General features: G+C 62.6%; 18 protein-coding genes. 2 read left to right on the top strand and 16 right to left on the bottom strand.

The window, feature by feature from the left end; all coding sequences use genetic code 11:
- Window positions 1-318: 318 nt before the first annotated feature.
- The 8 genes from SR908_RS04200 to SR908_RS04165 all read right to left on the bottom strand — a co-directional run bounded on the left by SR908_RS04200 (window position 319) and on the right by SR908_RS04165 (window position 7,355).
- Window positions 319-585, bottom strand: coding sequence for a DksA/TraR family C4-type zinc finger protein (locus tag SR908_RS04200; RefSeq protein ID WP_246920078.1), 267 nt, complete (start codon window positions 583-585; stop codon window positions 319-321).
- 165 nt (window positions 586-750) lie between these two features.
- Window positions 751-1,371, bottom strand: a complete 621-nt coding sequence (locus SR908_RS04195) for a flavin reductase family protein (RefSeq protein ID WP_097022236.1) — start codon at window positions 1,369-1,371, stop codon at window positions 751-753.
- A 110-nt stretch (window positions 1,372-1,481) separates the two neighbouring features.
- A complete protein-coding gene (locus tag SR908_RS04190; RefSeq protein ID WP_246920523.1) occupies window positions 1,482-2,294 on the bottom strand; it encodes an ABC transporter ATP-binding protein in 813 nt (270 codons plus the stop codon).
- Window positions 2,295-2,350: 56 nt separating this feature from the next.
- Window positions 2,351-3,433: a FecCD family ABC transporter permease gene (locus SR908_RS04185; RefSeq protein ID WP_246920081.1), complete on the bottom strand. Its 1,083-nt coding sequence runs from the start codon at window positions 3,431-3,433 to the stop codon at window positions 2,351-2,353.
- Window positions 3,434-3,482: 49 nt separating this feature from the next.
- Window positions 3,483-4,523, bottom strand: coding sequence for a FecCD family ABC transporter permease (locus SR908_RS04180; RefSeq protein ID WP_246920087.1), 1,041 nt, complete (start codon window positions 4,521-4,523; stop codon window positions 3,483-3,485).
- Window positions 4,524-4,567: 44 nt separating this feature from the next.
- Window positions 4,568-5,485 (bottom strand): ABC transporter substrate-binding protein, encoded by a 918-nt coding sequence (locus SR908_RS04175; protein WP_246920089.1) that lies wholly within the window; start codon window positions 5,483-5,485, stop codon window positions 4,568-4,570.
- Window positions 5,486-5,868: 383 nt separating this feature from the next.
- Complete coding sequence (locus SR908_RS04170) at window positions 5,869-6,552, bottom strand: glutathione S-transferase family protein (protein ID WP_246920092.1); 684 nt, start codon at window positions 6,550-6,552, stop codon at window positions 5,869-5,871.
- Window positions 6,553-6,644: 92 nt separating this feature from the next.
- Window positions 6,645-7,355, bottom strand: coding sequence for a dienelactone hydrolase family protein (locus SR908_RS04165; protein WP_246920094.1), 711 nt, complete (start codon window positions 7,353-7,355; stop codon window positions 6,645-6,647).
- Between the two features lie 226 nt (window positions 7,356-7,581).
- On the opposite strand from SR908_RS04165, the gene SR908_RS04160 reads away from it, so the two are divergent.
- A complete protein-coding gene (locus SR908_RS04160) occupies window positions 7,582-9,372 on the top strand; it encodes an assimilatory sulfite reductase (NADPH) flavoprotein subunit (protein WP_246920098.1) in 1,791 nt (596 codons plus the stop codon).
- Window positions 9,373-9,382: 10 nt separating this feature from the next.
- Window positions 9,383-11,113 (top strand): NADPH-dependent assimilatory sulfite reductase hemoprotein subunit, encoded by a 1,731-nt coding sequence (locus SR908_RS04155; RefSeq protein WP_246920100.1) that lies wholly within the window; start codon window positions 9,383-9,385, stop codon window positions 11,111-11,113.
- An 81-nt stretch (window positions 11,114-11,194) separates the two neighbouring features.
- Here SR908_RS04155 and SR908_RS04150 read toward each other — a convergent pair whose 3' ends face one another.
- From SR908_RS04150 to glcD, 8 genes are all read right to left on the bottom strand, one after another.
- Complete coding sequence (locus SR908_RS04150) at window positions 11,195-12,130, bottom strand: diiron oxygenase (protein ID WP_246920101.1); 936 nt, start codon at window positions 12,128-12,130, stop codon at window positions 11,195-11,197.
- A 25-nt stretch (window positions 12,131-12,155) separates the two neighbouring features.
- Window positions 12,156-12,776, bottom strand: a complete 621-nt coding sequence (locus SR908_RS04145; RefSeq protein WP_246920104.1) for an anthranilate synthase component II — start codon at window positions 12,774-12,776, stop codon at window positions 12,156-12,158.
- Window positions 12,760-14,649, bottom strand: a complete 1,890-nt coding sequence (gene pabB / locus SR908_RS04140; RefSeq protein WP_246920106.1) for an aminodeoxychorismate synthase component I — start codon at window positions 14,647-14,649, stop codon at window positions 12,760-12,762. The genes SR908_RS04145 and pabB overlap by 17 nt, the downstream gene beginning before the upstream one ends.
- A 299-nt stretch (window positions 14,650-14,948) precedes the next feature.
- Window positions 14,949-17,300 carry an FdhF/YdeP family oxidoreductase gene (locus SR908_RS04135; protein ID WP_246920109.1) on the bottom strand — a complete coding sequence of 784 codons (2,352 nt, stop codon included), beginning with the start codon at window positions 17,298-17,300 and terminating at the stop codon, window positions 14,949-14,951.
- A gap of 193 nt (window positions 17,301-17,493) precedes the next feature.
- Entirely contained in the window at window positions 17,494-17,895 is a 402-nt protein-coding gene (locus SR908_RS04130; RefSeq protein WP_075368099.1) for a heme-binding protein, read from the bottom strand.
- A gap of 32 nt (window positions 17,896-17,927) precedes the next feature.
- Window positions 17,928-19,187: a glycolate oxidase subunit GlcF gene (gene glcF / locus SR908_RS04125; RefSeq protein WP_246920111.1), complete on the bottom strand. Its 1,260-nt coding sequence runs from the start codon at window positions 19,185-19,187 to the stop codon at window positions 17,928-17,930.
- 2 nt (window positions 19,188-19,189) lie between these two features.
- Window positions 19,190-20,314 (bottom strand): glycolate oxidase subunit GlcE, encoded by a 1,125-nt coding sequence (gene glcE, locus SR908_RS04120; protein WP_246920114.1) that lies wholly within the window; start codon window positions 20,312-20,314, stop codon window positions 19,190-19,192.
- 186 nt (window positions 20,315-20,500) lie between these two features.
- Entirely contained in the window at window positions 20,501-22,000 is a 1,500-nt protein-coding gene (gene glcD / locus SR908_RS04115) for a glycolate oxidase subunit GlcD (protein ID WP_246920116.1), read from the bottom strand.
- Between the last annotated feature and the right edge of the window lie 80 nt (window positions 22,001-22,080).

Below are 22,080 nucleotides of genomic sequence, written 5' to 3'. Positions count from 1 at the left end.
AATCGATCTTGTTAGGTTTTATATTTTATACAATCTTCAAATGGATTTGTGAAGCCATGGTCGACGATAGTCTTCCCTGGAGGAGTCCGGGATACAGGTCGAGAGGAGAGTGGACTCGTACATGCTGCAGCCAGCCCTGGATCGGCGAGGAAGACACCGTTTGAACGGATGGAAGCAGGAGAAATGTGATCGGCAAAGGGGAGGAAAAGCGGTGTGACCGCAACGGCTGAGCGCCCGAACAAGACGTGGCATATCACGCCCCGCTCGACGTCACACAGGTAGGTTCAGACGTGCAAGAAGGGGGCGTCAGACAAGGGGCTAGCGCAACTGGCTGTCCTTGCTGCCGCGTCGATTGTATCCACTGACTGTGGTGCGCTGCTTGTCGCGCTCGCTCTGACATGCGATGCACAACCGCACGCCCTTTATCGCTTCACGTCGTGCCTGTGGAATCAGGTCGCCACATTCTTCGCAGTATCCGAGGCTTTCCCCGCTGGGTAGCTCGCTACGCGCGCGTTCCAGGGCGTCCTCGATGGTGCTGTCGATCTGCTCCTGGACGGCGCCGTCTTTCGACCATCCGCCTGCCATGTTCTGCCTCCTTCATGGTTAACGGTCGTTTCGGGAAGGTTGCCATCTGCGCCCCTTTGCGTCGCTCATGCAATGCCGGGGGCGCTGACAGTATGGAACAACAAGTATGGGACAACACGGGCGTCGACACATGCTCGCATTCAAGCGCCGGTGCCGAGGGTGTCGTTATTTCGGGCGAGCCATCTTGAAGTTCTGCTCGGCGCTGATCTCGAAGTAATCGGCGGGGCCGCCGCCACGCAGGATGGGATGGGCTGCGGCGGTTTGGTAGACGCCCTCGTGAAGCAGCTGCTTGTCGATATGCACGCCGACGACTTCGCCGAGCACCAGCCAGGTGTCGAGCGATGTCCCATCGGCAGCTTGCAGTCGGACCACCTGGCTCAGTCGGCACTCGAAGGTGACGCGCGCCTCGGCGACATGCGGAACGCCGACGACCTGGGAGGAACGTGGCGTCAGGCCGGCCAGCTCGAATTCGTCGACCTCGGGTGCCACGGCCGCGCAACTGGCGTTCATCTGCTCGGCGAGTGCTCGGGTCGCGAGGTGCCAGCAGAACTCGCCCGTAGCCTCGATGTTACGCACGCTGTCCTTGTAGCCGATGCTGGAGAATCCCACGATCGGTGGGGTGTAATTGAAGGCGTTGAAGAAGCTATAGGGCGCCAGGTTCAAGTGGCCGTCGCGATCTTGGGAGGAAACCCAGCCGATGGGTCGCGGTCCGACGATGGCATTGAAGGGATCGTGAGGCAGCTCGTGTCCTTGGCGTGGCTCGTAGAAGTGAAACGTATCACGCATGGCGTTTTCCTTGCTGACGGCGAAAAACATGGCACCGGGCCTGTCGCCCGCTGCCGGATATGGCGTGATGGTAGCCAGAGACGTGCTTCAGGGATAGGGCGACCGGCCCGCTAGGTCGCACTGCCGTCGAGGGCGTCACGCGTGCGGCGAACGTTGGTGAGCAGCGGCGCGCCCGTGGCGGGGTCCGTGATCAGCGAGCACTCGACACCGTAAAGACGCCTGACCAGTTCTGGTGTGACCGTCTCGCCGGGCAGCCCCTCGGCGATGACATGGCCTTGGTGCATGGCAATCAGGTGGTCGGCGTAGCGACACGCGCTGACCAGGTCGTGGATGACCATGACGATGGTCTTGCCCGAGGCGGCGAGTGATTGGATGAGCTCGTAGACTTCGACCTGGTGGCCAAGATCGAGCGCCGAGGTGGGCTCGTCGAGCAGCAGCGTCGTGGTCTGTTGGGCGATGGCCATGGCGATCCACGCGCGTTGACGCTGGCCCCCGGAAAGCGCGTCGACGGGACGCTGGGCAAGCGGCGTGAGCCCTGTCATACCGAGTGCTTCATCGACGACACGTTTGTCCTCGGGGGACCATTGGCGCAGCCAGCTCTGATGCGGGTGCCGACCGAAGCGTATCAGTTCGGCGACGGTCAATGCCTCGGGGGCATGCGGCTGCTGCGGCAATAGTGCCAGCCGCTTGGCCAGTTGGCGGGTCGGCAGGTGTCGGATATCCGCACCGTTGAGCAGCACCGTGCCGCCCCGGGGTTTGAGCAGCCGCGACAGCCCGGCCAGCAGTGTCGACTTGCCGCAGCCATTGGGGCCAACGATGGCCGTCACCTGGCCAGCGGGCAGTTGCAGGTCGAGGTCCTCGATGACCGCGACCGAGCCGTACGCCAGCGACAAGCCCTGGGTCGCCATATCCGGCGCCGTCATATCCGGTGCGGTGTCAGACTTGGCAGTATCACGCTCGCAGGCGGTGGCATCGTGTTTCATGGCGCGGTCCTGGCGTTGGGGTTCAAGAGTATCCACAGCAGAAGTGGGCTACCGATCAAGGCGGTGACGATCCCCACCGGGATCTCGATGGGGGCGAGCAGCACGCGCCCAAGCAGGTCGGCGGCGACCATGACCACCGCCCCGGCGAGGGTCGCTCCGACCACGGGTACCGTGTTCTTGGCGCTGAGCTGACGCGCAAACTCCGGGCCGATCAACGCCACCATTCCCACCGGTCCCGCCACTGCCACAGCAAGCCCGGTGAGAATCACCGCGACGCTCAGGGCGGCCATCCGACAGCGTCCCGCCGCGATGCCCAAACTGATGGCGACGGCGTCGGAAAGCCGCAATACGGTGAGCGAGCGGGTCAGCCATATGCCAGCCAGCAACGCGGGTAGCAGGGCCAGCGACAGGCTCAGCACCGCGTGATCGGGGCGGGCATTGAGGCTGCCCACCGTCCACGGATAGGCGGCGTTGGCGGCATCGATGGAGACCCGCGTCAGCATGAGTTGGGTGATGGCGCCAAAGACGGCACCTACGCCGATGCCGGCGACCAGAAAGCGATATCCGCGCACGCCGATGCGGCCCGTCAAACCGAAGGTGAGTGCCGCGGCGACGGCGGCGCCGGTCAGGGCCATGGCCGGTGGCGCCAGGCTGATGCCGGTGCCTACCACGGAGGCCACGGCGAAGGCAGTGGCGCCATTATCGAGGCCGACGATACCCGGTGTGGCCAGGCGGTTGCGCGCCACGGTCTGCATCAGGCAGCCGGCCAGGGCAAAGGCGCCACCGGTGACGACACCTGCAACGATGCGAGGCAAGCGCAATTCTTGAATCACGAAGGTGTCGAGGGGGCTGCCGTCGCCTAGCAAGGCGCGCAGTGTCGCCGGCAGTGACAGCGATGCGGCGCTGCCGGTATTCAGCGCGACGCCTGCCAGCAGTATCAGGAGTCCCGACAGCAGCAGGTTGGCGAGCAGGTTGCGCTTGTCGACGATCACGCGCAGCGGGGCGCGCTGGCCCAGCGGCAACGCGAGGTAGTACTTGTCCTGGCGCACTGCGTTCGGGGTATCAACGGGGGACGTCATGGCGTGTCCCATGGAAGATGTCGTGGATACAGAGTCGGGCATAAACGGCCTAGAACGTCGGCAGCCGGCGGCCACGTACCACGCCGATCAGTACCGGAGCACCGATCAGCGCCGTGAGCACGCCCAGCGGGAGTTCGGAAGGCGGCACCACGAGCCGCGAGACGATATCCGCGCTGACGACGACGATAGGGCCCAACGGCAGGCATAACCATAGCGTGCGCCGAATGTCGGGGCCGGCCAGTGCGCGTGCGGCGAAGGGGACTACCAGCCCTACGAAGGCGATCGGGCCGGCCGCGGCGGTGGCACCACCCACCAGTAGGGCGACGACCACGATTACCAGCAGACGCACGACGCGAGGGTGATGCCCGAGCCCGATGGCGACGTGCTCACCGAGCGCCAGTGCTGCCAGTGGGCGCGCGAGGAGGATGGTCAGTAATGCGGCCACTCCCAGGCTGGGGAATAGTGGCGCCAGGTCGTCGAGTTGGCGGCCAGCGAGGCTGCCCACCACCCAGAAGCGGATTTCGTCCGCCGTGTATTGATCGTAGAGCAGGATCAGCGACGACAGCGAATGCAAAAGACCCGACAGAATGGCCCCGGCCAGGATGAGGCGGACAGGGTCGTTGCCGATGCCTTGCAGGCGCGCGGCGGCAAGTACGCAGAGGCAACCGCCCAGGGCGCCGAGTTGGGCGACCGAGACGCGTAGTGTGGCGGTATCAGCGCCCCACAGGATCGCCAACGTCACGGCGAAGGCAGCCCCTGCGCTGACGCCCAGCAGCCCAGGTTCTGCCAGCGGGTTGCGCGTCACGGCCTGCAGTAACGCGCCCGCGATACCCAGTGCGGCGCCCACCACCAGGCCGATCCACAGCCGGGGGGCGCGTAGCTCGGCGATCACGAAACGAGCCTCGCTATCGTATGAAGCGGCGGCGCCCAAGTCCTGCAGTGCCTGCCAGGCGCGTGCAGGGCCGACATCACCGGCCCCGTACAGCAAGCTCAACAGTGCAATGGCGATGAGCAGTCCGCTCAAGCCAAGCCACAGGCCGATCAATGAGCGTGGCTTGCCGAATGACAGGCAATGAGTCAGGACACGCATGGGGGCATCGTCATTATCCAGTGCTTAGGCATCCGTGGACGCAATCATTGGGCCGCATCCATGGCGGAGGCGAGGTCATCGAGGATTGCCGTTGCCGCCATCGGCCCGGTAGCACTGGTCCACAACTGGCCATCGACGGTGACTACCTGATCGCGCTGGACGACATCGAGACGCTCGAAGGCCGGCGATTGCTTGGCCGCTGCGTAAGCCTCGTCACCTTCGGCGTTCAGCGTGGCCAGGAACAACCAATCGTTATCGATCCGTGAGAGGTTTTCGAGACTTAGCGGATCGCTGTGTGGGCGTCCCCCTTTGACAGTACCGCCGTCGTCGACCGCAAAACCGCTTTTGCTGAGTAGTGTGTTGGAGAAGATTTGCGGCGCCATCACGAGCGCGCCTTGCGGCATCCAGCGAATCAAGCTGGCGCTCGGAGAGCCGTTCTGACGTTCGCTCAACGTCTCGGCCTTGGCATTGACCTCGGCGATGGCGTCATCGATGGCGTCACTGCGCCCGAGTGCCTCGCCATAGATCCGTGCCTCATTCTCCCAGCTATCCATTTGGTAGGGCTCGACATCCGGCACCACGGTCGGCGCGATGCGCGATAGCAGTTCGTACTGGGCCTCGGGGAGTTGCGGAGAGGCCAGGATGACATCCGGCGTAAGCGCCGCCACGGCTTCGATGTTGGTCTCGCGCGGCGTGCCGACGATATCGATGTCCCCGGCCTTCTCGGTGAGGTAACGTGCCACACCATCGCCGCCGCGGGTAGCGACCGCTCCCAATGGGGTCACGCCCGCCGTCAGTGCGGTATCCAACGCGTTGGTATAAAGCGTGACGACACGCGTGGGATCGTCATCGACCTCCACCGTTCCGAACGCGGTCTCCAGGGACTTGGCGTAGGTCGGGAGTGTCGCGGATAGCGCGGCGATGCCGGCCGCCGCCATGCAAAGGCGTCGTAGCGATGTCATGAGGGGCTCCTGATGGTGAATACCGTGCAGACCGATACCGGATGCAGGTGTCCTGTGCTCGAATGCGTGGAATAGTAAACGAGAACAAATGTAAATGAGAAGCCATCTCATGAGGTTGCCGGCCGTGTTCCGGTTCGCGGCGCCGTGCCGAGCGGGCATGTCTTCATTGACCTCGTGTCCTACGAGGTAATGTTCGGGGTGGTTCGTAATTTATTAACTTGTTGTTTTTAAATTAATATTTTGAGATGGGAAGTGGCGAAGCAGGCGTGTCCGGGGCGGTGGCGGTGACACAGGCGTTCTATATGATGAAACAAGGTGTTCGTCGATCATCGATCTGCGGTGGAAGAGCGCACCGCTCGGTGAGCGGTGCGGGAGCGTGGTGATTATGCGCGGCGATCTGCAAGGACGCGCCGGCCGCGTAGGCAGTCCTGCTCATGGGGCTCGTCGACCCAGGGCTCGGCGATGCCCTGAGATATCCAGTCAGCGACGCTGGGGTGCTCGAGTAGGCGTTGCACATAGGCTAGCGCTGTTTCTCCGAGCGGCAGGTCATAGCCGTGAATGCGCACTGCTACCGGAGCGAAGAAAGCATCGACGGCCGTAAAACGTTCGCCCGCCAGCCACGGGCCGCCGAAGCGTTTCAAGCCTTCGCACCACAGGGTCTCGAGCCGATTCAGGTCCCGTTGAAGCCCTTCGCTCGGCGTGCCCAGTTCAATCCGCAACGAGCAGTTCATGGAGCATTCGTCACGTAAGGCCGGGAAGCCGGAATGCATTTCGGCGGTAGCGCAACGTGCCCAGGCCCGAGCAGCTCGTGACTGAGGCCAGAGGTCCGGGTGGGCTTCGGCGACATACTCGATGATCGCCAACGAGTCCCAGACCACGTTGTCGCCCTCATGCAGGCACGGCACCTTGGCGGTGGGCGAGAACGATGTAAAAGCCGTTTGAAGGCCGGCGCCCTCGAATGGTGTCAGTACCTCTTCAAAGGGGATATCGAGCGCTTTGAGTGCCACCCATGCGCGCATGGACCAGGACGAGTAGTTCTTATTGGCGATAAAGAGGCGATATGACATGCGGGACTCCATGGAAAACGCCGGGGCGTCCGTTCGTTGGTGACGAGAAACCCTCAGGCGAGGGTTTCTCGGGATCGTGGGCCTCGCCGAGGTCAGTCCTGGCCTTCGAGGAAGACCAGGGTGCGACCATGGGAAAGCGCAGCCGCGTGACGGTGGTAGGCGCTACGTGCCCAGCAGTTGAAACCGTGATCGGCACCGTCGTAGACGTTGATTGTGACGTCGTCGCGGTCGGCGAAGGTGGTGCGGACTTGGTCGACGGTCTCGGCGGGGATATGCCCGTCGTTGCCAGCGAAATGGAACTGCACCGGTACGTCGAGACGCGATGCCTTGTCCAGATGCTTGTGGATGCCGCCGGGGTAGAAGCTCGCCGCACGATCGACGCCGGCCTCGATGGCCGCCAGATAGGCAAGGATGCCGCCCATGCAGTAGCCGATGGCGGTGACGTCGCCTTCGCATTCGGCTCGCTGGCGCAATGCCTGGGTCGTGCTGGCGAGATCCTTGACGGCCACCGTGAAGTCGATGTCGCCGACGAGCTTGAAGGCCTTGTCCATGTCGGCGCCTTCATAGGTGAGCTCCACGCCCGGCTCCTGACGCCAGAAGACATCCGGCGCGAGCACTACATAGCCGTCCTGGGCGTATTGTTCGGCAACGCTGCGGATGTGGGCATTGACGCCGAAGATCTCCTGAATCAGCACGATACCGGGGCCCTTGCCGGCAGGTGGTAGGGCTAGATAGCCCTTGAAGGTCTGACCGTCGTGGGACGTGATATCGATCCACTGGGGGGTGACGGCGGCATCGCTCATGGTGTCTCCTTGGATGGATGAAGCGTTCAAGATATGGGCCTAGTCTAGAGAGCTGACACCATGAAGGCTAGGCGGTTCGCAGGCGAACGATGGCCTAGGCGAGCGGCTGGGTGTTTTAGTCCTTTAAAGAATATGAGGATCGCGTTTTAGAATTTTTCATTCTTTTCAGACTTGCTAGTCTAGAGGTCTTCGTTTTCCGAGCATTTACGCAACGATGAGAGGTTCAATGTCGCAAGGACGCTTGTCCGAATCGAACAGCCCCCTCAGCGCCGATCAGGCGCGGCGGCTCAATGACGCGCTGGCCGATCTGGACGCCCGACAGCGTGCCTGGCTGCAAGGGTATCTGGCCGGTCTTGATGCGCATGACGCGCCGGCGGTCTCTGAATCGCCGGCCTCGACGCCCGGTGAGCCGCTGACCGTGCTGTTCGGCAGCCAGACCGGCAATGCCGAAGGCGTGGCTGAGCAGGCGGCTGAGCGCGCGCGTGCCTGGGGGCTCGACGTCGAGCTGAAGGATATGGCGTCCTTCGGTAAGCAAGACCTCAAGCAGGCCACTCGACTGATGGCGGTGGTCAGTACTCAGGGCGATGGCGACCCGCCGGATAGCGCCTTGGGCTTTTACGAGTTGCTGGCGGGTCGCAAGGCGCCACGTTTGAGTGACGACCACCGCTTCGCCGTCTTTGGACTCGGCGATGCCAGCTACGAATATTTCTGCGAGTCCGGCAAGGTGCTTGATTCGCGGCTTGAGGCCCTGGGCTCGCAGCGCCTGTGTGCGCGGGTCGACGCTGATGTCGACTACGAAGAGGCTGCCACGCAATGGATCGACGCGACACTCGAGGCTTTCGCCGCGCTCTCGGGGAGTGCTGCGCCGGGGCCGGCGTCGGGTGCGTCCGGTGGCGCAGCCGCGACCTACTCGCGTTCGCATCCCTTCCAGGCGGAAGTGCTGGAGTCGCAGCCGCTCAATACCCAGGATTCCGACAAGCAGACGTTGCATGTCGAGCTGTCCCTGGAGGAATCGGGTCTGGAATATCATCCCGGCGACGCCGTGGGTATCGTGCCGCAGAACGATCCTGTTTATGTCGATGAATTGCTGGCCGCCTTGCGACTGGATGGCGAGGCACCGTTCGAGGAAGGGCGTCAGCTGCGCGATGCCTTGCTCAACGATTTCGAGGTCACCACCTTGACGCGTCCCTTCCTCAACCACTGGGCCGAGATCAGTGACGATGCCGAGCTGCGTCGTCTGCTCGACGAGGAATCGCGCGACGAGCTGCGCGAATGGCTGCAGGGGCGGCATATCATCGATGTGCTGGAGCATTTTCCGGTCGAGGGGCTGGAGGCGGACACTTTCATTCGCGCGCTGCGCAAGTTGCCGCCACGCTTATACTCGATTGCCTCGAGTCAGGCGGCGGCCCCTGACGAAGTGCATCTCACGGTGGCGGTGGTGCGCTATGAAACCCATGGTCGCGCGCGCGGCGGTGTGGCGACGACCTATCTCGCCGACCGCGTGCAGCCCGGCGATTCAGTACCGATCTACATCGACCATAATAAGCACTTCAAACTGCCCGACGATGACGCGACGCCCATCGTGATGATCGGCCCCGGCACCGGTGTGGCGCCGTTCCGTGCCTTTATGCAGGAGCGTGAAGCGCGTGGCGCGAGCGGTGACAACTGGCTGTTCTTCGGCGACCGGCGGCGGCGTAGCGATTTCCTGTATCAGGCCGAATGGCTGCAATGGCGCAAGTCAGGGCTTCTATCGCGACTGGACGTGGCGTTTTCCCGCGACCAACAAGACAAGGTTTATGTGCAGGACCGCCTGCGCGAACAGGCTGCCACCCTCTATGATTGGCTACAGGCCGGGGCCTATGTCTTCGTGTGCGGCGATGCCGAACGCATGGCGCCGGACGTCCACCAGGCCTTGCTCGATGTGATTCGCGAGCAGGGTGAATACGACGAGGAAGCCGCTGCCGAGTACCTGCGTGATCTGCAGCAGCAAAAGCGCTATCAGCGCGACGTCTATTGAGGAGACCGACATGGATATCATCGCCAAGATGCGTGACGTGTCGCTCGACGAGCTGCACCCCAACGAACGGCTCAAGGTCGAGAGCCACTATCTTTATGGCACCCTGGAGGAGAGCCTGGCCGACCGGGCCACCGGCGCGGTCAATGAAGCGGATACCCAGCTGACCAAGTTTCATGGCTTCTATCAGCAGGATGACCGCGATGTGCGTGACGACCGTCGCCATCGCAAGCTGGAGCCGCTGTATTCGTTCATGGTGCGCCTGCGCTTGCCCGGCGGGCGGGTATCGCCTGAGCAGTGGCTGACGCTGGACGACAACGCCAGTCGTTATGCCAACGGCACGCTGCGCATCACTACGCGTCAGACCTTTCAGTATCACGGGGTGTTCAAGGAAAACCTGCGCGGCCACTTGCAGGCACTGGATAAAGCGATGCTGGACACCATCGCCGCCTGTGGCGACGTCAATCGTAACGTGATCTGCACCGCCAACCCGCACCGCTCGCCGGTGCACCGTCAGGTCTACGATCTCGCGCACGAGATCAGCGCTCACCTGCTGCCGAGCACTCGGGCCTATCACGAGATTTTCCTCGGTGAGGAGCGTGTGGCGGGTGGGCCTCAGGAAACCGGTGATGAGGTCGAGCCGCTCTATACGCGGCATTATCTGCCGCGCAAGTTCAAGGTCGCGCTGGCGATTCCGCCTGAGAACGATGTCGATGTGTTCGCTCACGATGTCGGCTTTATCGCCGACGTACAGGCGGGCGAGCTCAAGGGCTTCAATGTCTGCATCGGTGGTGGCATGGGCATGACGCACGGTGAGACCGCGACCTTCCCGCGGCTTTCCGACATCGTCGGCTACTGTACGCCGGATCGCGCGGCAGCTGTGTCGGAAGCGATCATGCTCGTGCAGCGTGATAACGGCAATCGCCACGATCGCAAGCAAGCGCGCCTCAAATATACCGTCGAGGCCCTGGGCGTCGACGGTTTCCGCGAGCGAGTCGAGGAGTTCCTGGGCGAGTCGCTTGCGCCAGCGCGTGAATTGCCGCTCACCCATAACGGCGACCGGCTGGGCTGGTATCAAGGCGAGGATGGCCTTTGGCACTACGGATTGTTCGTTCAGAACGGCCGCCTGGCGGATGTCGATGGAGGGGCACAACTCATGTCGGGCATGCGCGAGATCGCCAAGGCGCACGATGGCGACATCGTGCTGACCACCAACCAGAATCTGATCATCACTCAGGTGCCCGAGGCGCGTCGCGAGGCCATCGACACGTTGTTGGCGGATTACGCGATGACGTTCGAGACGACGCCGCTGCGCCGTCACGCGATGGCTTGTGTGGCATTCCCCACTTGTGGCTTGGCGATGGCCGAAAGCGAGCGTTACCTGCCGTCACTCATCGACCGGCTCGAGGCGATCATGCAGGACGCGGGCTTGGGCGACGACGCCATTATCGTGCGCATGACGGGCTGTCCGAATGGCTGCGCGCGGCCCTATCTGGCGGAGATCGGCTTCGTGGGCAAGACCTTGGGACGTTATAACCTCTATCTGGGGGGTGGTTTCGCTGGCGAGCGCCTCAACAAGCTCTACCGCGAGAACATCGATGAGGCGACCATTCTCGAGGAGCTCACGCCGTTGATTCAGCGCTATGCTGCCGAACGCGAGGCGGGAGAGGCATTCGGCGACTTCGTGGTGCGCGCGGGCGTGATCGCGCCGACTCTGGCCGGGCGCGAATTCCACGCGCGCTGAGCTTGCGCCTAGTCCTGTTTTAACTGTCCTTGGCGCTTGAATTGGGCGCCAAGGCGTGGCCTCCGTTCGCGCGATGTCGTGTTATTGGAAAACGAAGCTCGATCCCTCGTGAATACCGATCTGCCGCAACAGTTTGACCAATGCGCTGTAATCGCGAAGTGAGCTGTTCGTGCGGCGCTTTGCGGCCATGTCGTGGAGTATGCTCTCGCGTTCGGGAATCGCCAGATAGTCGAGAATGGCGCGCCAGAAGCCCACGTCGAGTTCGATGAAGTCGTCGATGGCGCGCATCAGGTGGGCGCGAAAGATGGCCTGCTGTCCGGCCCCGAGGCGCTCGTAAACGGCGCGGGCAATCTCGCCGAAAATGGCGGCATGCGAGGCCTCGTCCTGGCGGTGGAGCTCGGTGTTCAGGCGGTTGAGCGGCTGGATGCTGCGGTCCTGCGAAAGACGTTTCAAGAACACGTTGATGGTCATCTCGGCCACGGTGGCATAGGCCATCCGGATCAGGGCGAATTCGCGTTCGTTGTCCGCCTTGGAAAGCGCTGTCTCCATGCGTTGCTCGAGCAGCGGCGTGGGAATGTGCAGGTCTTGTAGCCGGTGCTGGTGGCGCGCGCAGTTGCAGACCTCCAGACACATCAGAATGTGGAACTGCTCGTCCACCTGGGTCTGGGCGATGGCTTTTTTGGTCACGCTATCGCCGACGCCGGGCAGAGCATCGCGCAGCAGCAACGAGCACATGGGATTGATGACCTTGTCTTCGATGAAGATCGTCTTCTCGTTGTAGTTGATCCAGGCGCCAGCGAGCACACGGCGCTTGTCCGCTTCGTCGATGGCTTGGAAACGCGGGTCGTCCCAGAAGGGCACCATCGACGGTGGGAAGTCCGGCGCCGTGGTGTCGTAATAATCATTCAGATCGAGCCGCGCCTTGCGCACCGCGACGCGCTGATTCCAGTTTTCGGTGAGGCGTGCGAGTATCTCGTTTTCATACGCCGTCGTGGGGTTTTCGGTGCCGGTGTACATGTGGATCTTTCCCTAAAATATCTACTTAGAAGCCGGCCGCTTTTCCTAGCGATGGGCGATGTTGATCGAGTCGGCGGAGAAAGTTCGCCAGCATGAGGTGGCCATGCTCGGTGAGGATGGACTCGGGATGAAACTGCACGCCTTCAATGTCCAGGTCGCGATGCCGAATGCCCATGACGTCCTCGATATTGCCCTGTGCGTCACAGGTCCAGGCGCTGATCTCGAAATCCGCGGGCATGCGTTGGCGGGTGACGATTAGCGAGTGGTAACGGGTCACGCGCACCGGTTGGCTGACGCCGGTGAATACGCCACGTCCGTCGTGGTGAACGTGCGATACCTTGCCGTGCATGACCTCGCGAGCGTGCTCGATATACCCACCGAAGGCCTCGGCGATCGCTTCGTGACCCAGGCAGATGCCCAGAATCGGGACCTTGCCCGCGTAGGCCTTGATAACCTCGAGCGTAATGCCGGACTGCGATGGCGTGCAGGGCCCCGGCGAGATCAAGATGCCCTCGATATCGTGGCTCGCCAGTTGGTCAAGCGTCATCGCGTCGTTCTTGACGATCCAGGGTTGGACGCCGAGTTGGTTGAGGTAGGACACGATGTTGTAGGTGAACGAATCGTAGTTATCAATGAGACACAGCATAGGTAGCCTCCTGGCCCGCACAGGCGGTGAGGGTTTGTATGGCCTGATCGCTGAGCGTGACCGGTATGACGCCACGCACGGCGTTGGTCAGCCATATGGCGTCGGCGTCGAGTAGATCCCGCGGCGTGATCGGGCGTTCGCAACAGCGCTCGCAACTCGCTTCGATGAGCGTGTCACGGGCGATGCCGGGCAGTACGCCTTCGTCGAGCGGCGGCGTCAGCAGCATGCCGTCCTTCTCGATGAACAGGTTATGGCGACTGGCCTCGGTGACCCGGCCTTCGTGATTGAGGAAGGCGACGTCATAGTCGCCTTGAGTCTGATGTCGCCGATATTCGCTGTCGTAGAGATCGCGTGCGGTGGTCTTGTAATGCAGCAGGAAGGCGTGTTGGTCGATGGGGTGTTCGCTGATGCCCAGTCGCGCCGCAGATGGCGCTTCGTCCTCGGGTCCAAGCGATGTGGTGGTAATATCGAACTGGCCGTCATGGGCCAGGGCAAGGCGCACTCGTGTGTCTTGATCGAGTCCGTCGATGGCTTCGGCGAGCGCCAGTCGGATGCTGGCGGCTGCGTAGACGAAGTGCAGGTCGTGTGCCGCGAGTGACAGCCGTTGCAGGTGTTTCTCGAGGTGCTCGATATGGGCGCTATCCGCCTGGTAACGCATGGTCTCTATGAGTTGCAGGTCCCGATTGAGCCCACTCAGGAATCGCGCCTTGAGCAGGCATTCTTCGTATTCGGCCTCAGGGTTGGACTCATGCAGCACGCCGCCACCAACCCCCATCTCCGCATGGCCGTCGGCATGCGCGATGCAGGTGCGGATGGGCACGTTGAAGCAGAAATCGTTGTGCGGCGTCAGGTAACCGATCGCGCCGGTATAGACGCCGCGCGGCTCGCGCTCCAGCTCTTCGATGATCTGCATCGTGCGTATCTTGGGGGCGCCGGTGATCGAGCCGCAGGGGAATAGTTCGCGGAATACCTGTTCGATCCTGGCGTTGGTGTCGATCTTACCGGTCACGGTGGAAATCATCTGATGCAGCGTCTCGAAAGTCTGTATCTCGAACAGATTTTTGACCGCCACGGAGCCCGGCGAGGCGACGCGGCTGACATCGTTACGCAGCAAATCAACGATCATCACGTTCTCGGAGCGTGTTTTCGTGTCGTGACGCATCGTGTCGAGGATCTCGGCATCCGCTTCGGCCGATGTGCCGCGTGGGAAAGTGCCCTTCATGGGCTTGGATTCCAGCGCCGTGCCTTGTTTACGCAGGAAGAGTTCCGGCGATAATGACAGCACCGCATACTCCGGAAAGTTGAGCAATCCACCGAACTCGACTTTCTGGCGGCTGCGGAGTTTTCGATACAGGGCGACGGGCGCGCCTTGATATTCGAAACGATATTTTAGTGTGTAGTTGACTTGATAAGTATCGCCTTCTCGTATATAGGATTTTATTTTTCCGATATTATCGAGATACTCTTCGCGTGGCGCGTTGAGCGCCAAGTGGCGAATGGCCGCGGGTGTCGTGTCGGGCGTGCGTGCTTCGAGAAGTCGGCTGGCTTGGTGCTGCGACAAACGCCGCACGTCGCGAAACGCATAGAAATGCACGAGAGGGGTATCGCTTTTGGTGCGCTTGCAAAACTTGAAATCTGGCTTGTCGGCAAGCGCGTATCCCGCTTCGTAGGCGAGATAGCCGCAGACGTAGTAGCCTTGCTCACGCAGCTCGTCGAGCTCGCGCAAGGCGCCTTGCAATGCATCGTTGCGGTAACAAATAACCTCGTATTCAGGGTTTTCGAACAACAACGAGGCACGGTGATCGCTCGAACAACGGGTGTTCTCAAGCAATATGAAAACACTGTCTGTTTGTTGTTTATTCAGGCTGCGCATCACCCTTGCTCCCTAGTATTAATTATGTCTTTATTTAAGAGCGTGCGTGTATTTATGTCAATGATGGTTATGTTGGTATTATTAGGCCATGTGTTTAGTGATAAGAGAATATTGTGTATTTAAAATTTACATTAAGGGTGGGGTGATAAATCTAGACAATGCGTGGCAAAAAAATACTGCGTGCCGATTAAAAAGACCATTCCGCCGTCGGCCGCAATGCGATTCTCCGACGGCGGAACGACTCAAGGTACTGGCTATCCTTGCTGCCCGACGGTTGTAGCCGCTGGACTCACGGGCGCTTAACTCGTGGCGAGCATTCCCGTGGCGTTTTCGACTTCCTCGCTCGACATCAGCGACAAGGTGACCGGTATCGATTTTCCGGCGATGGTATTGCTTTGGCGGTCCCGGTTGGTGACTGGAATCAGGTCGTTCACTTCCGGGTAGTACGCGCCCAGGCAGTTCTCGGGTAAATCATAGGCGATGAGCTTGAAACCGGATACCTGGCGTTCGATGCCATCGTCGCTGACGGCGGTCAACGTAACGCGATGTCCCGCTTCGAAGCCGTGTTTCTCCATGTCCGCGGGGTTCATCATCACCACGCTGCGGGTGCCATAAATGTCACGATAACGGTCGTCGTATGAATATACGGTGGTGTTGTACTGGTCGTGGCCGCGGATCGAGAGCAGTTGGAAGTGCGTGTCGTCGGGGGCAGAGTCGTCCTCGGTGAGCATGTCGCCGGGAAACAGGAAATTAGCCTTACCCGAGTCGGTGTGCCAGAGACGGTCACGCGCGGCGATATCGAGATGAAACACGCCTTCTGCGTCGAGCCGGCGGTTGTAGTCGCGAAACGTCTCGGGCTGCGTGGCTTCGATCTTGTCGCGAATGCGTGCGTAATCCTCGCATAACCACTCCCAATCGACCTTGGGATTGGGGGTGAGCGTGGCCCGCGCTAGCCCGGCGACGATGGCGATCTCCGAACGTAAATGCGGTGAGGCTGGCTCCAGTGCGCCGGTCGAGCCTTGCACGTTGCACATGCCGTCCTCGATGGTGATGGTCTGTTCGACCCCGGCCTGGACATCTTTCTCGGTACGCGCCAAAGGCGGCAGCAAGTAAGCGGCCTTGCCGTGGAGCAGATGGCTACGGTTAAGCTTGGTGGCGATCTGCACGGTCAACGGAATATGTTTGACGCGTGCGGCGACGCGCGCCTGATCCGAAATCGCGCGGAAGAAGTTGCCACCCATGCCGAGGAAGGCGTCGACCTCGTCGCGCAGAATGGCTTCGCAACAAAGCGCCACGTCGTGACCGTGTTCGCGACGGCAGTCGATGCCGAAGACCTCATCCAGCTTCGACAGGAAGGCCTCGCCCGACTTGTGAAAAATGCCCACCGTGCGGTCGCCCTGGACGTTGGAATGGCCGCGTACCGGGCAGGCGCCGGCCCCCCGGCGACCGATATGTCCGCCCATCAACAGCAGATTGAGAATCTGGTGGACGTTGTCGCCACCGCGTATGTGCTGGGTAATGCCCATGCCCCAGCAGCAGATAACGCGCTCGGCACGCATCCATGCCTCGGCGGCTTCCTCCATGGCCGCGCGCTCGAGGCCACTGTGGCGTTCGAGACGTTCCCAGGGCAACGCCCGGCAGTGCGTAGCGAAGGCTTCGAAACCGGCGGTGTGCATACTGATGAACTCATGATCGATCACCCCCTGGTGGCCCTCGGCGTGTGCCGCGTCATCGGCCTCGAGAATGCGTTTACACATGCCTTGAATGGCGGCGATATCACCGCCGATGCGCACCTGATGGTATTGTGAGCTGATCGGCACACCGTGGTTGGTGAGCATGTCCTTGGGCGTCTGCGGATTGGCGAACTTGACCAGCGCCCGCTCGCGTAGCGGATTGAAGGTGATGACCTCGGCGTTCCGCTGGCGCGCCTCGTGGAGCAGGCCCATCATGCGTGGGCTGTTGGTGCCGGCGTTCTGGCCGAATATGAAAATCGCATCGGCGTGCTCGAAATCCTCCAGCGTAGTGGTGGCCTTGCCCACACCGATGCTCTGAGGGAGCGCCACGGTGGTCGTCTCGTGACACATGTTGGAGCAATCCGGGAAATTGTGCGTGCCGAGCATGCGCCCATAAAGCTGCCATAGAAACGCCGCTTCGTTGGAGGTGCGCCCCGAGGTATAAAGCTCGACTTTCTGGGGATCGTAGGTTTTGAGGCGCTCGCCGATCTCGCGAAATGCCGTGTCCCAGTCGATGGGATCGTATTTGTCGGTAGTGGCGTTGTAGCGCATGGGATGCGTCAACCGGCCTTGCTTCTCGAGCGCGTGATCCGACCAGTCAAGAAGTTCCGTTAGCGTGTGGCTGGCGAAGAACTCTGGGGTGGTGCGTGCCGCCGTAGCCTCCCAGGCGACGGCCTTGGCGCCGTTCTCGCAGAACTCCGCCGGGCCGGGCTTTGCTGGATTGGGCCAGGCACAGCTAGGGCACTCGAATCCGCCCTTGGGTTGATTGATCTTGAGCATCAAGGCATTGCCCTTGAAGGGCACTTTCTCGCGCAGGAAATGCGTCTCGGTAGCTTGGATCGATTGCCAGCCGCCGCCCGGCGCATCGTGCGCATTTTGCTGGCCGTGTACTGCATCATCCGTGAGCGAACGTGCCATGCTGACTCCTCCTGCGGTCACCCACCTACGAAGAATACGATACGTCGCGAACTCATCGTATGGTGGCTAGTAAGTATGTGACTAGCGAGTATGGCAACGAAAAAACGATCTTGCAGGGCCGATAAGGGAGAAGTGGAGGAAAGGATAGGGAAGCGGAGACACGCCTGCGGCGTGTCTCACGTCGAGCGAAGGGTCATGCCAAGGCGGCGACGGCGGCCTTGGCGACTTGCACGTCTTGATCGGGCTTGACGCCGGAAACGCCGACGCTGGCGATGACATTACCCTCGACGATCACCGGCACGCCACCGGCGAGCAGCGCCTGCATCGGCGCGCTGACGAAGGCGGTGCGGCCATTGTTGATCATGTCCTCGAAGGCCTGGGTTTCCTTGCGGCCGATGGCGGCGTTGCGGGCCTTTTCGGTGGCAATCCCGGCGCTGAACGGGGCTGCGCCGTCCAGGCGGCGCAAGCCGAGCAGATGGCCGCCGGCATCGGCCACGGCGATGGTCACCGCCCAGCCATTGGCCTCGGCTTCCTGTTGCCCGGCGTCGAGCAGCCGGTTGACGTCACTGAGTTCGAGTACGGCTTGAGTTTTCATGCAGGTCTCCTGTGGGAAATGTGAGCTACGAGCTATGCTGTCCGCGCCTCGTCATTCGGTGCCGATGTCAGCGCCTCATCGACGACTTCGATCCAGTGCCGGACCGGGGTGCGCCCTGCGCCGCTCAGGTGAGTCTGACAGCCAATGTTGGCGGTGACGATCTGCTCGGGGTGACCGGCCTCGAGCGCGTCGAGCTTGTCGTCACGTAACTGTGTTGCCAAGGCGGGCTGGGTGATCGAGTAGGTCCCCGCCGATCCACAGCATAGATGGGGATCGCGCACCGGGGACAGTGTGAACCCCAGGCGGCCGAGCACGCTTTCCACCGCGCCGCCCAATTTCTGGGCGTGCTGCAGCGTGCAAGGGCAATGGAAGGCGAGTCGTGCGTCGCCGTGAATCGCCAATGCGTCCAGGTCTTCTTCCCGCAGGATTTCCACCAGGTCCTTGGCCAGGGCGCTGATGCGTTTGGCCTTGTCGGCGTAGCGCGGGTCGTCGGCGAGCATGTCGCCGTATTCCTTGACGAACGCCCCGCAGCCGCTGGCGGTCTGCACGATGGCTTCGACGCCTTGGTCGATGTATGGCCACCAGGCGTCGATGTTGGCCCGCATGCGCTCGCGGCCAGCCTCCTGGGCATTGAGATGATAGTCGATGGCGCCGCAGCAGCCTGCCGCGGGGGCTGAACTCAGGGCAATGCCCAGCCGGTCGAGAACGCGGGTCGCGGCGTCATTGGTGTTCGGGGACAATCCCGGTTGCACGCAGCCCTCGAGCACGAGCATGCGGCGGGTATGTGCCGCGGGCGCGGTACGTCCCGCGCGGGACGCGCGGGGCGGAATCTTGGCCTTCAGCGAGGTCGGCGCCAGCGGTCGGAAGGTCTGGCCCAGGGCGAGCAACGCTTGAAACCTCCGGGGCTCGACCAGCGCCTTGCGCAGCCCGTAGCGCAGGGCTCGCTCCTTGGCAGAGCGTCCCACACGGCGGTCCACTTCGGCGCGCCCGATGTCGAGCAGCTTGTGGTACTCGACCCCCGAGGGGCAGGTGGTCTCGCAGTTGCGACAGCTCAGGCAGCGGTCGAGGTGGGTTTGCGTTTCTTGCGTGACCTGGTCGTCATCGTCGCGGCTTTCGAGCAGCTCCTTCATCAGGTAAATGCGCCCGCGCGGGCCGTCGCGCTCGTCGCCTAGCAGTTGATAGGTCGGGCAGGTGGCGTTGCAGAAGCCGCAGTGCACGCATGATCGCAGGACGCGGTCGGCCTCGCGGATGTGCGGTTGGCGCAGCGCCTCGTCGGAAAAATTCGTCTGCATGGCTATAGCCCCTCGTAGAGTCGCCCGGGATTGAAGATCCCCTTGGGGTCGAGCTTGGCCTTGAGCTGGCGATGATATTTGTCCATCACCACGGAAAGCGGTGTGAACGGCGCGTCGACGCCGTGCGCTCGGTCACGGTCGACAAGGGTGGCATGGCCGCCGGCCTGAGCGGCGTGCTGGCGAATCGTCGCGGCGGGAAGCTCGCTGCGCAGCCAGCGTTGGGCACCGGCCCAGTCGACGAGCGTGTCGCCGTCGAGTGCCAGGGGCGGCGCGCGATGCGGTAGCGACAGCCGCCAGAGCGGGCGGTCGTCGTGTCGGCGCGAGAAGAACGCCAGTTCGAGTTCGCGCAGTTGCGTCCAGAACGACGTACCGTCCGGCTCGCCACCCAGTTGCGCCTGGGTATTGGCCACCGAGCTGGCACCTCCCTCGAGCCGCAGATGCAAGGTCTCGCCGTCGTGGGCGGCGCCGGTGATGGGCATCGGCTTGCGTCCCCATTCGGCGAGGCGTGCCATGGCGTCGCCCAGTCCCATCTCGAGGCGCAACGTGGCGCTGGCGGCGGGGCGCGGCAACACCTTGAACGAGACCTCGTCGATGATGCCGAGCGTGCCCTGGGCACCAACCATGAGCCGCGAGAGGTCGTAACCGGCGACGTTCTTCATGACCTCGCCACCGAAATGCAGCCGCTTGCCGTCATGGGTGATCATGCGTGTGCCGAGCACGAAATCGCGCACGCTGCCGGCCCATGGACGGCGCGGGCCGGAAAGCCCGCAGGCCACCGTGCCACCCACGGTCGCGTCCTCGCCGAAATGGGGTGGCTCGAAGGCCAGTTGCTGTCCCTCTTGGGCCAGCGCGGCTTGCAGATCGGCCAGGCGGGTGCCGGCGCGTACCGTGACCACCAGTTCGACGGGGTCGTAGTTGACGATGCCGGTGTGCTCGGCCAGCGAGAGCGTTTCGCCGGCGACCGGTCGGCCATAGAACCCCTTGCTGCCACCCCCGACGAAGCGCAGCGCCGTGCCGGTCGCCGCGGCTTGACGCACGCGTTCGAGCAGAGCCTCGCTGGCATCGTGATCGCGCGCCGGCAAGGTGCGTGCGTCCTGCGGCGGATGTTGATCCTGTGGATGCGTCATATTGTCTCCTTCGCACGCATGCCGTTGGGGAAACACTGCATAAATGTCTGCGCGGGCAAATCACTTCGTTGTGCGGTGCTGGTACGCCAGCCCGGGCGGAATCCTCACCTATACCCCATAGGCTCCGGTTCCTGTGCTCCGTACGCCTCGTGCTTTACACCGCTCGCCGATTTATTAAGCGCTTCCTTAGAAACGCGGCAACTCGGGGTGTGGCAATTGCCCCTGGTGAACGTGCATGGCGCCGAATTCGGCGCAGCGCGCCAGCGTCGGAATGTTCTTGCCGGGATTGAGCAGCCCGAGCGGGTCGAAGGCGGCCTTGACGGCATGAAAGACCGTGATCTCGTCGGAGTTGAACTGGGCGCACATCTGGTTGATCTTTTCGCGCCCCACGCCATGCTCGCCGGTAATGCTGCCGCCGACCTCGACGCAGAGTTCGAGGATCTTGCCGCCGACTTCCTCGGCCAGTGCCAGTTCTCCCGGCGCATTGGCATCGAACAGGATCAGCGGGTGCATGTTGCCGTCGCCGGCATGGAAGACATTGGCCACGCGCAGGCCGTGGGTTGCCGAGAGGTCGGCGATGCCCTTGAGCACGCGCGGCAACTCGCGTCGGGGAATGGTGCCGTCCATGCAATAGTAGTCGGGCGACATGCGTCCCACCGCGGGGAAAGCGTTCTTGCGTCCGGCCCAGAAGGTGGCGCGCTCGGCGTCGTCACGGGCCAGCCGAATGTCGGTCGCGCCGGCGGTCTCGAGCACTCGGCGAACCGTTTCGCAGTCATCGTGAACGTCGGCTTCCACGCCATCCAGTTCGCACAGCAGGATGGCCTCGGCCTCTAACGGGTAGCCGGCCTTGACGAAGTTCTCGGCGGCTTGAATGGCCAGCCGGTCCATCATTTCCAGGCCGCCGGGAATGATGCCCGCGGCGATGATGTCACCCACTGCCTTGCCGGCCTTCTCGACGTCGTCGAAGCTGGCCATCAATACCTTGGCGACCTCGGGCTTGGGTAGCAATTTGACGGTGATTTCGGTGATCACGCCGAGCATGCCTTCGGAGCCCGTGAACAGCGCCAGCAGATCGAAGCCCGGCGTATCCAGGGCCTCGCTGCCGAGCGTGATGTGCTCCCCTTCGATGGTCAGGATGTTCACCGCGAGCACGTTGTGCACGGTCAGCCCGTACTTGAGGCAGTGCACGCCCCCGGCGTTCTCGGCCACGTTGCCGCCGATCGAGCAGGCGATCTGCGACGAAGGGTCGGGTGCGTAATACAGCCCATGGGGCGCAGCCGCCTCGGAAATCGCCAGGTTGCGCACACCGGGTTGCACGCGTGCGGTGCGGGCCTCGGGGTCGATGTCGAGAATGCGGCTGAAGCGGGACATCACCAGCAGCACTCCCTTTTCGAGGGGCAGGGCGCCACCGGAGAGGCCGGTGCCCGCGCCGCGCGTGACCACCGGAACGCCTTGGGCGTGACAGATGCCGAGCAGGGCTTCCACCTGCTCCAGGGTATCGGGCAGTGCCACGAGCATGGGCAGCACGCGATATGCCGAGAGGCCGTCGCATTCGAAGGGGCGCAGGTCCTCCTCGCGATGCAGCAGCGTCATGTTGGGGAGGTGCGCGGTCAGATGCGTGACAAGGGCATCCTTGTCGATCGCCGGCAGCGTGCCGTCCAGGCGTTCGTCAAAGAGGATGTTCATGCGGTCTCCTTGGGCGATGCCGCCACGCGTGGGCGAGAGCGTCAGTGCATGGCGCCGGAGCTCGCCGCTTATGGAAAGTG

The sequence above is a fragment of the Chromohalobacter canadensis genome, assembly GCF_034479555.1.
In the GTDB taxonomy this organism is placed as follows: Bacteria; Pseudomonadota; Gammaproteobacteria; order Pseudomonadales; family Halomonadaceae; genus Chromohalobacter; species Chromohalobacter canadensis.
This window is presented reverse-complemented; position numbering and strand designations above follow the sequence as displayed.

Excerpts from the sequence above, each read along its gene's own strand:
- SR908_RS04135 (WP_246920109.1), bottom strand. The coding sequence starts at position 17,300 with ATGGCACGTTCGCTCACGGATGATGCAGTACACGGCCAGCAAAATGCG.
- SR908_RS04170 (WP_246920092.1), bottom strand. The coding sequence starts at position 6,552 with ATGTCATATCGCCTCTTTATCGCCAATAAGAACTACTCGTCCTGGTCC.
- glcE (WP_246920114.1), bottom strand. The coding sequence starts at position 20,314 with ATGACGCATCCACAGGATCAACATCCGCCGCAGGACGCACGCACCTTG.
- glcF (WP_246920111.1), bottom strand. The coding sequence starts at position 19,187 with ATGCAGACGAATTTTTCCGACGAGGCGCTGCGCCAACCGCACATCCGC.
- SR908_RS04200 (WP_246920078.1), bottom strand. The coding sequence starts at position 585 with ATGGCAGGCGGATGGTCGAAAGACGGCGCCGTCCAGGAGCAGATCGAC.
- SR908_RS04155 (WP_246920100.1), top strand. The coding sequence starts at position 9,383 with ATGGATATCATCGCCAAGATGCGTGACGTGTCGCTCGACGAGCTGCAC.
- SR908_RS04185 (WP_246920081.1), bottom strand. The coding sequence starts at position 3,433 with ATGACGTCCCCCGTTGATACCCCGAACGCAGTGCGCCAGGACAAGTAC.
- SR908_RS04130 (WP_075368099.1), bottom strand. The coding sequence starts at position 17,895 with ATGAAAACTCAAGCCGTACTCGAACTCAGTGACGTCAACCGGCTGCTC.
- SR908_RS04150 (WP_246920101.1), bottom strand. The coding sequence starts at position 12,130 with ATGTACACCGGCACCGAAAACCCCACGACGGCGTATGAAAACGAGATA.
- SR908_RS04190 (WP_246920523.1), bottom strand. The coding sequence starts at position 2,294 with ATGACGGCGCCGGATATGGCGACCCAGGGCTTGTCGCTGGCGTACGGC.
- glcD (WP_246920116.1), bottom strand. The coding sequence starts at position 22,000 with ATGAACATCCTCTTTGACGAACGCCTGGACGGCACGCTGCCGGCGATC.
- SR908_RS04160 (WP_246920098.1), top strand. The coding sequence starts at position 7,582 with ATGTCGCAAGGACGCTTGTCCGAATCGAACAGCCCCCTCAGCGCCGAT.
- SR908_RS04165 (WP_246920094.1), bottom strand. The coding sequence starts at position 7,355 with ATGAGCGATGCCGCCGTCACCCCCCAGTGGATCGATATCACGTCCCAC.
- SR908_RS04195 (WP_097022236.1), bottom strand. The coding sequence starts at position 1,371 with ATGCGTGATACGTTTCACTTCTACGAGCCACGCCAAGGACACGAGCTG.
- SR908_RS04145 (WP_246920104.1), bottom strand. The coding sequence starts at position 12,776 with ATGCTGTGTCTCATTGATAACTACGATTCGTTCACCTACAACATCGTG.
- SR908_RS04180 (WP_246920087.1), bottom strand. The coding sequence starts at position 4,523 with ATGCGTGTCCTGACTCATTGCCTGTCATTCGGCAAGCCACGCTCATTG.
- pabB (WP_246920106.1), bottom strand. The coding sequence starts at position 14,649 with ATGCGCAGCCTGAATAAACAACAAACAGACAGTGTTTTCATATTGCTT.
- SR908_RS04175 (WP_246920089.1), bottom strand. The coding sequence starts at position 5,485 with ATGACATCGCTACGACGCCTTTGCATGGCGGCGGCCGGCATCGCCGCG.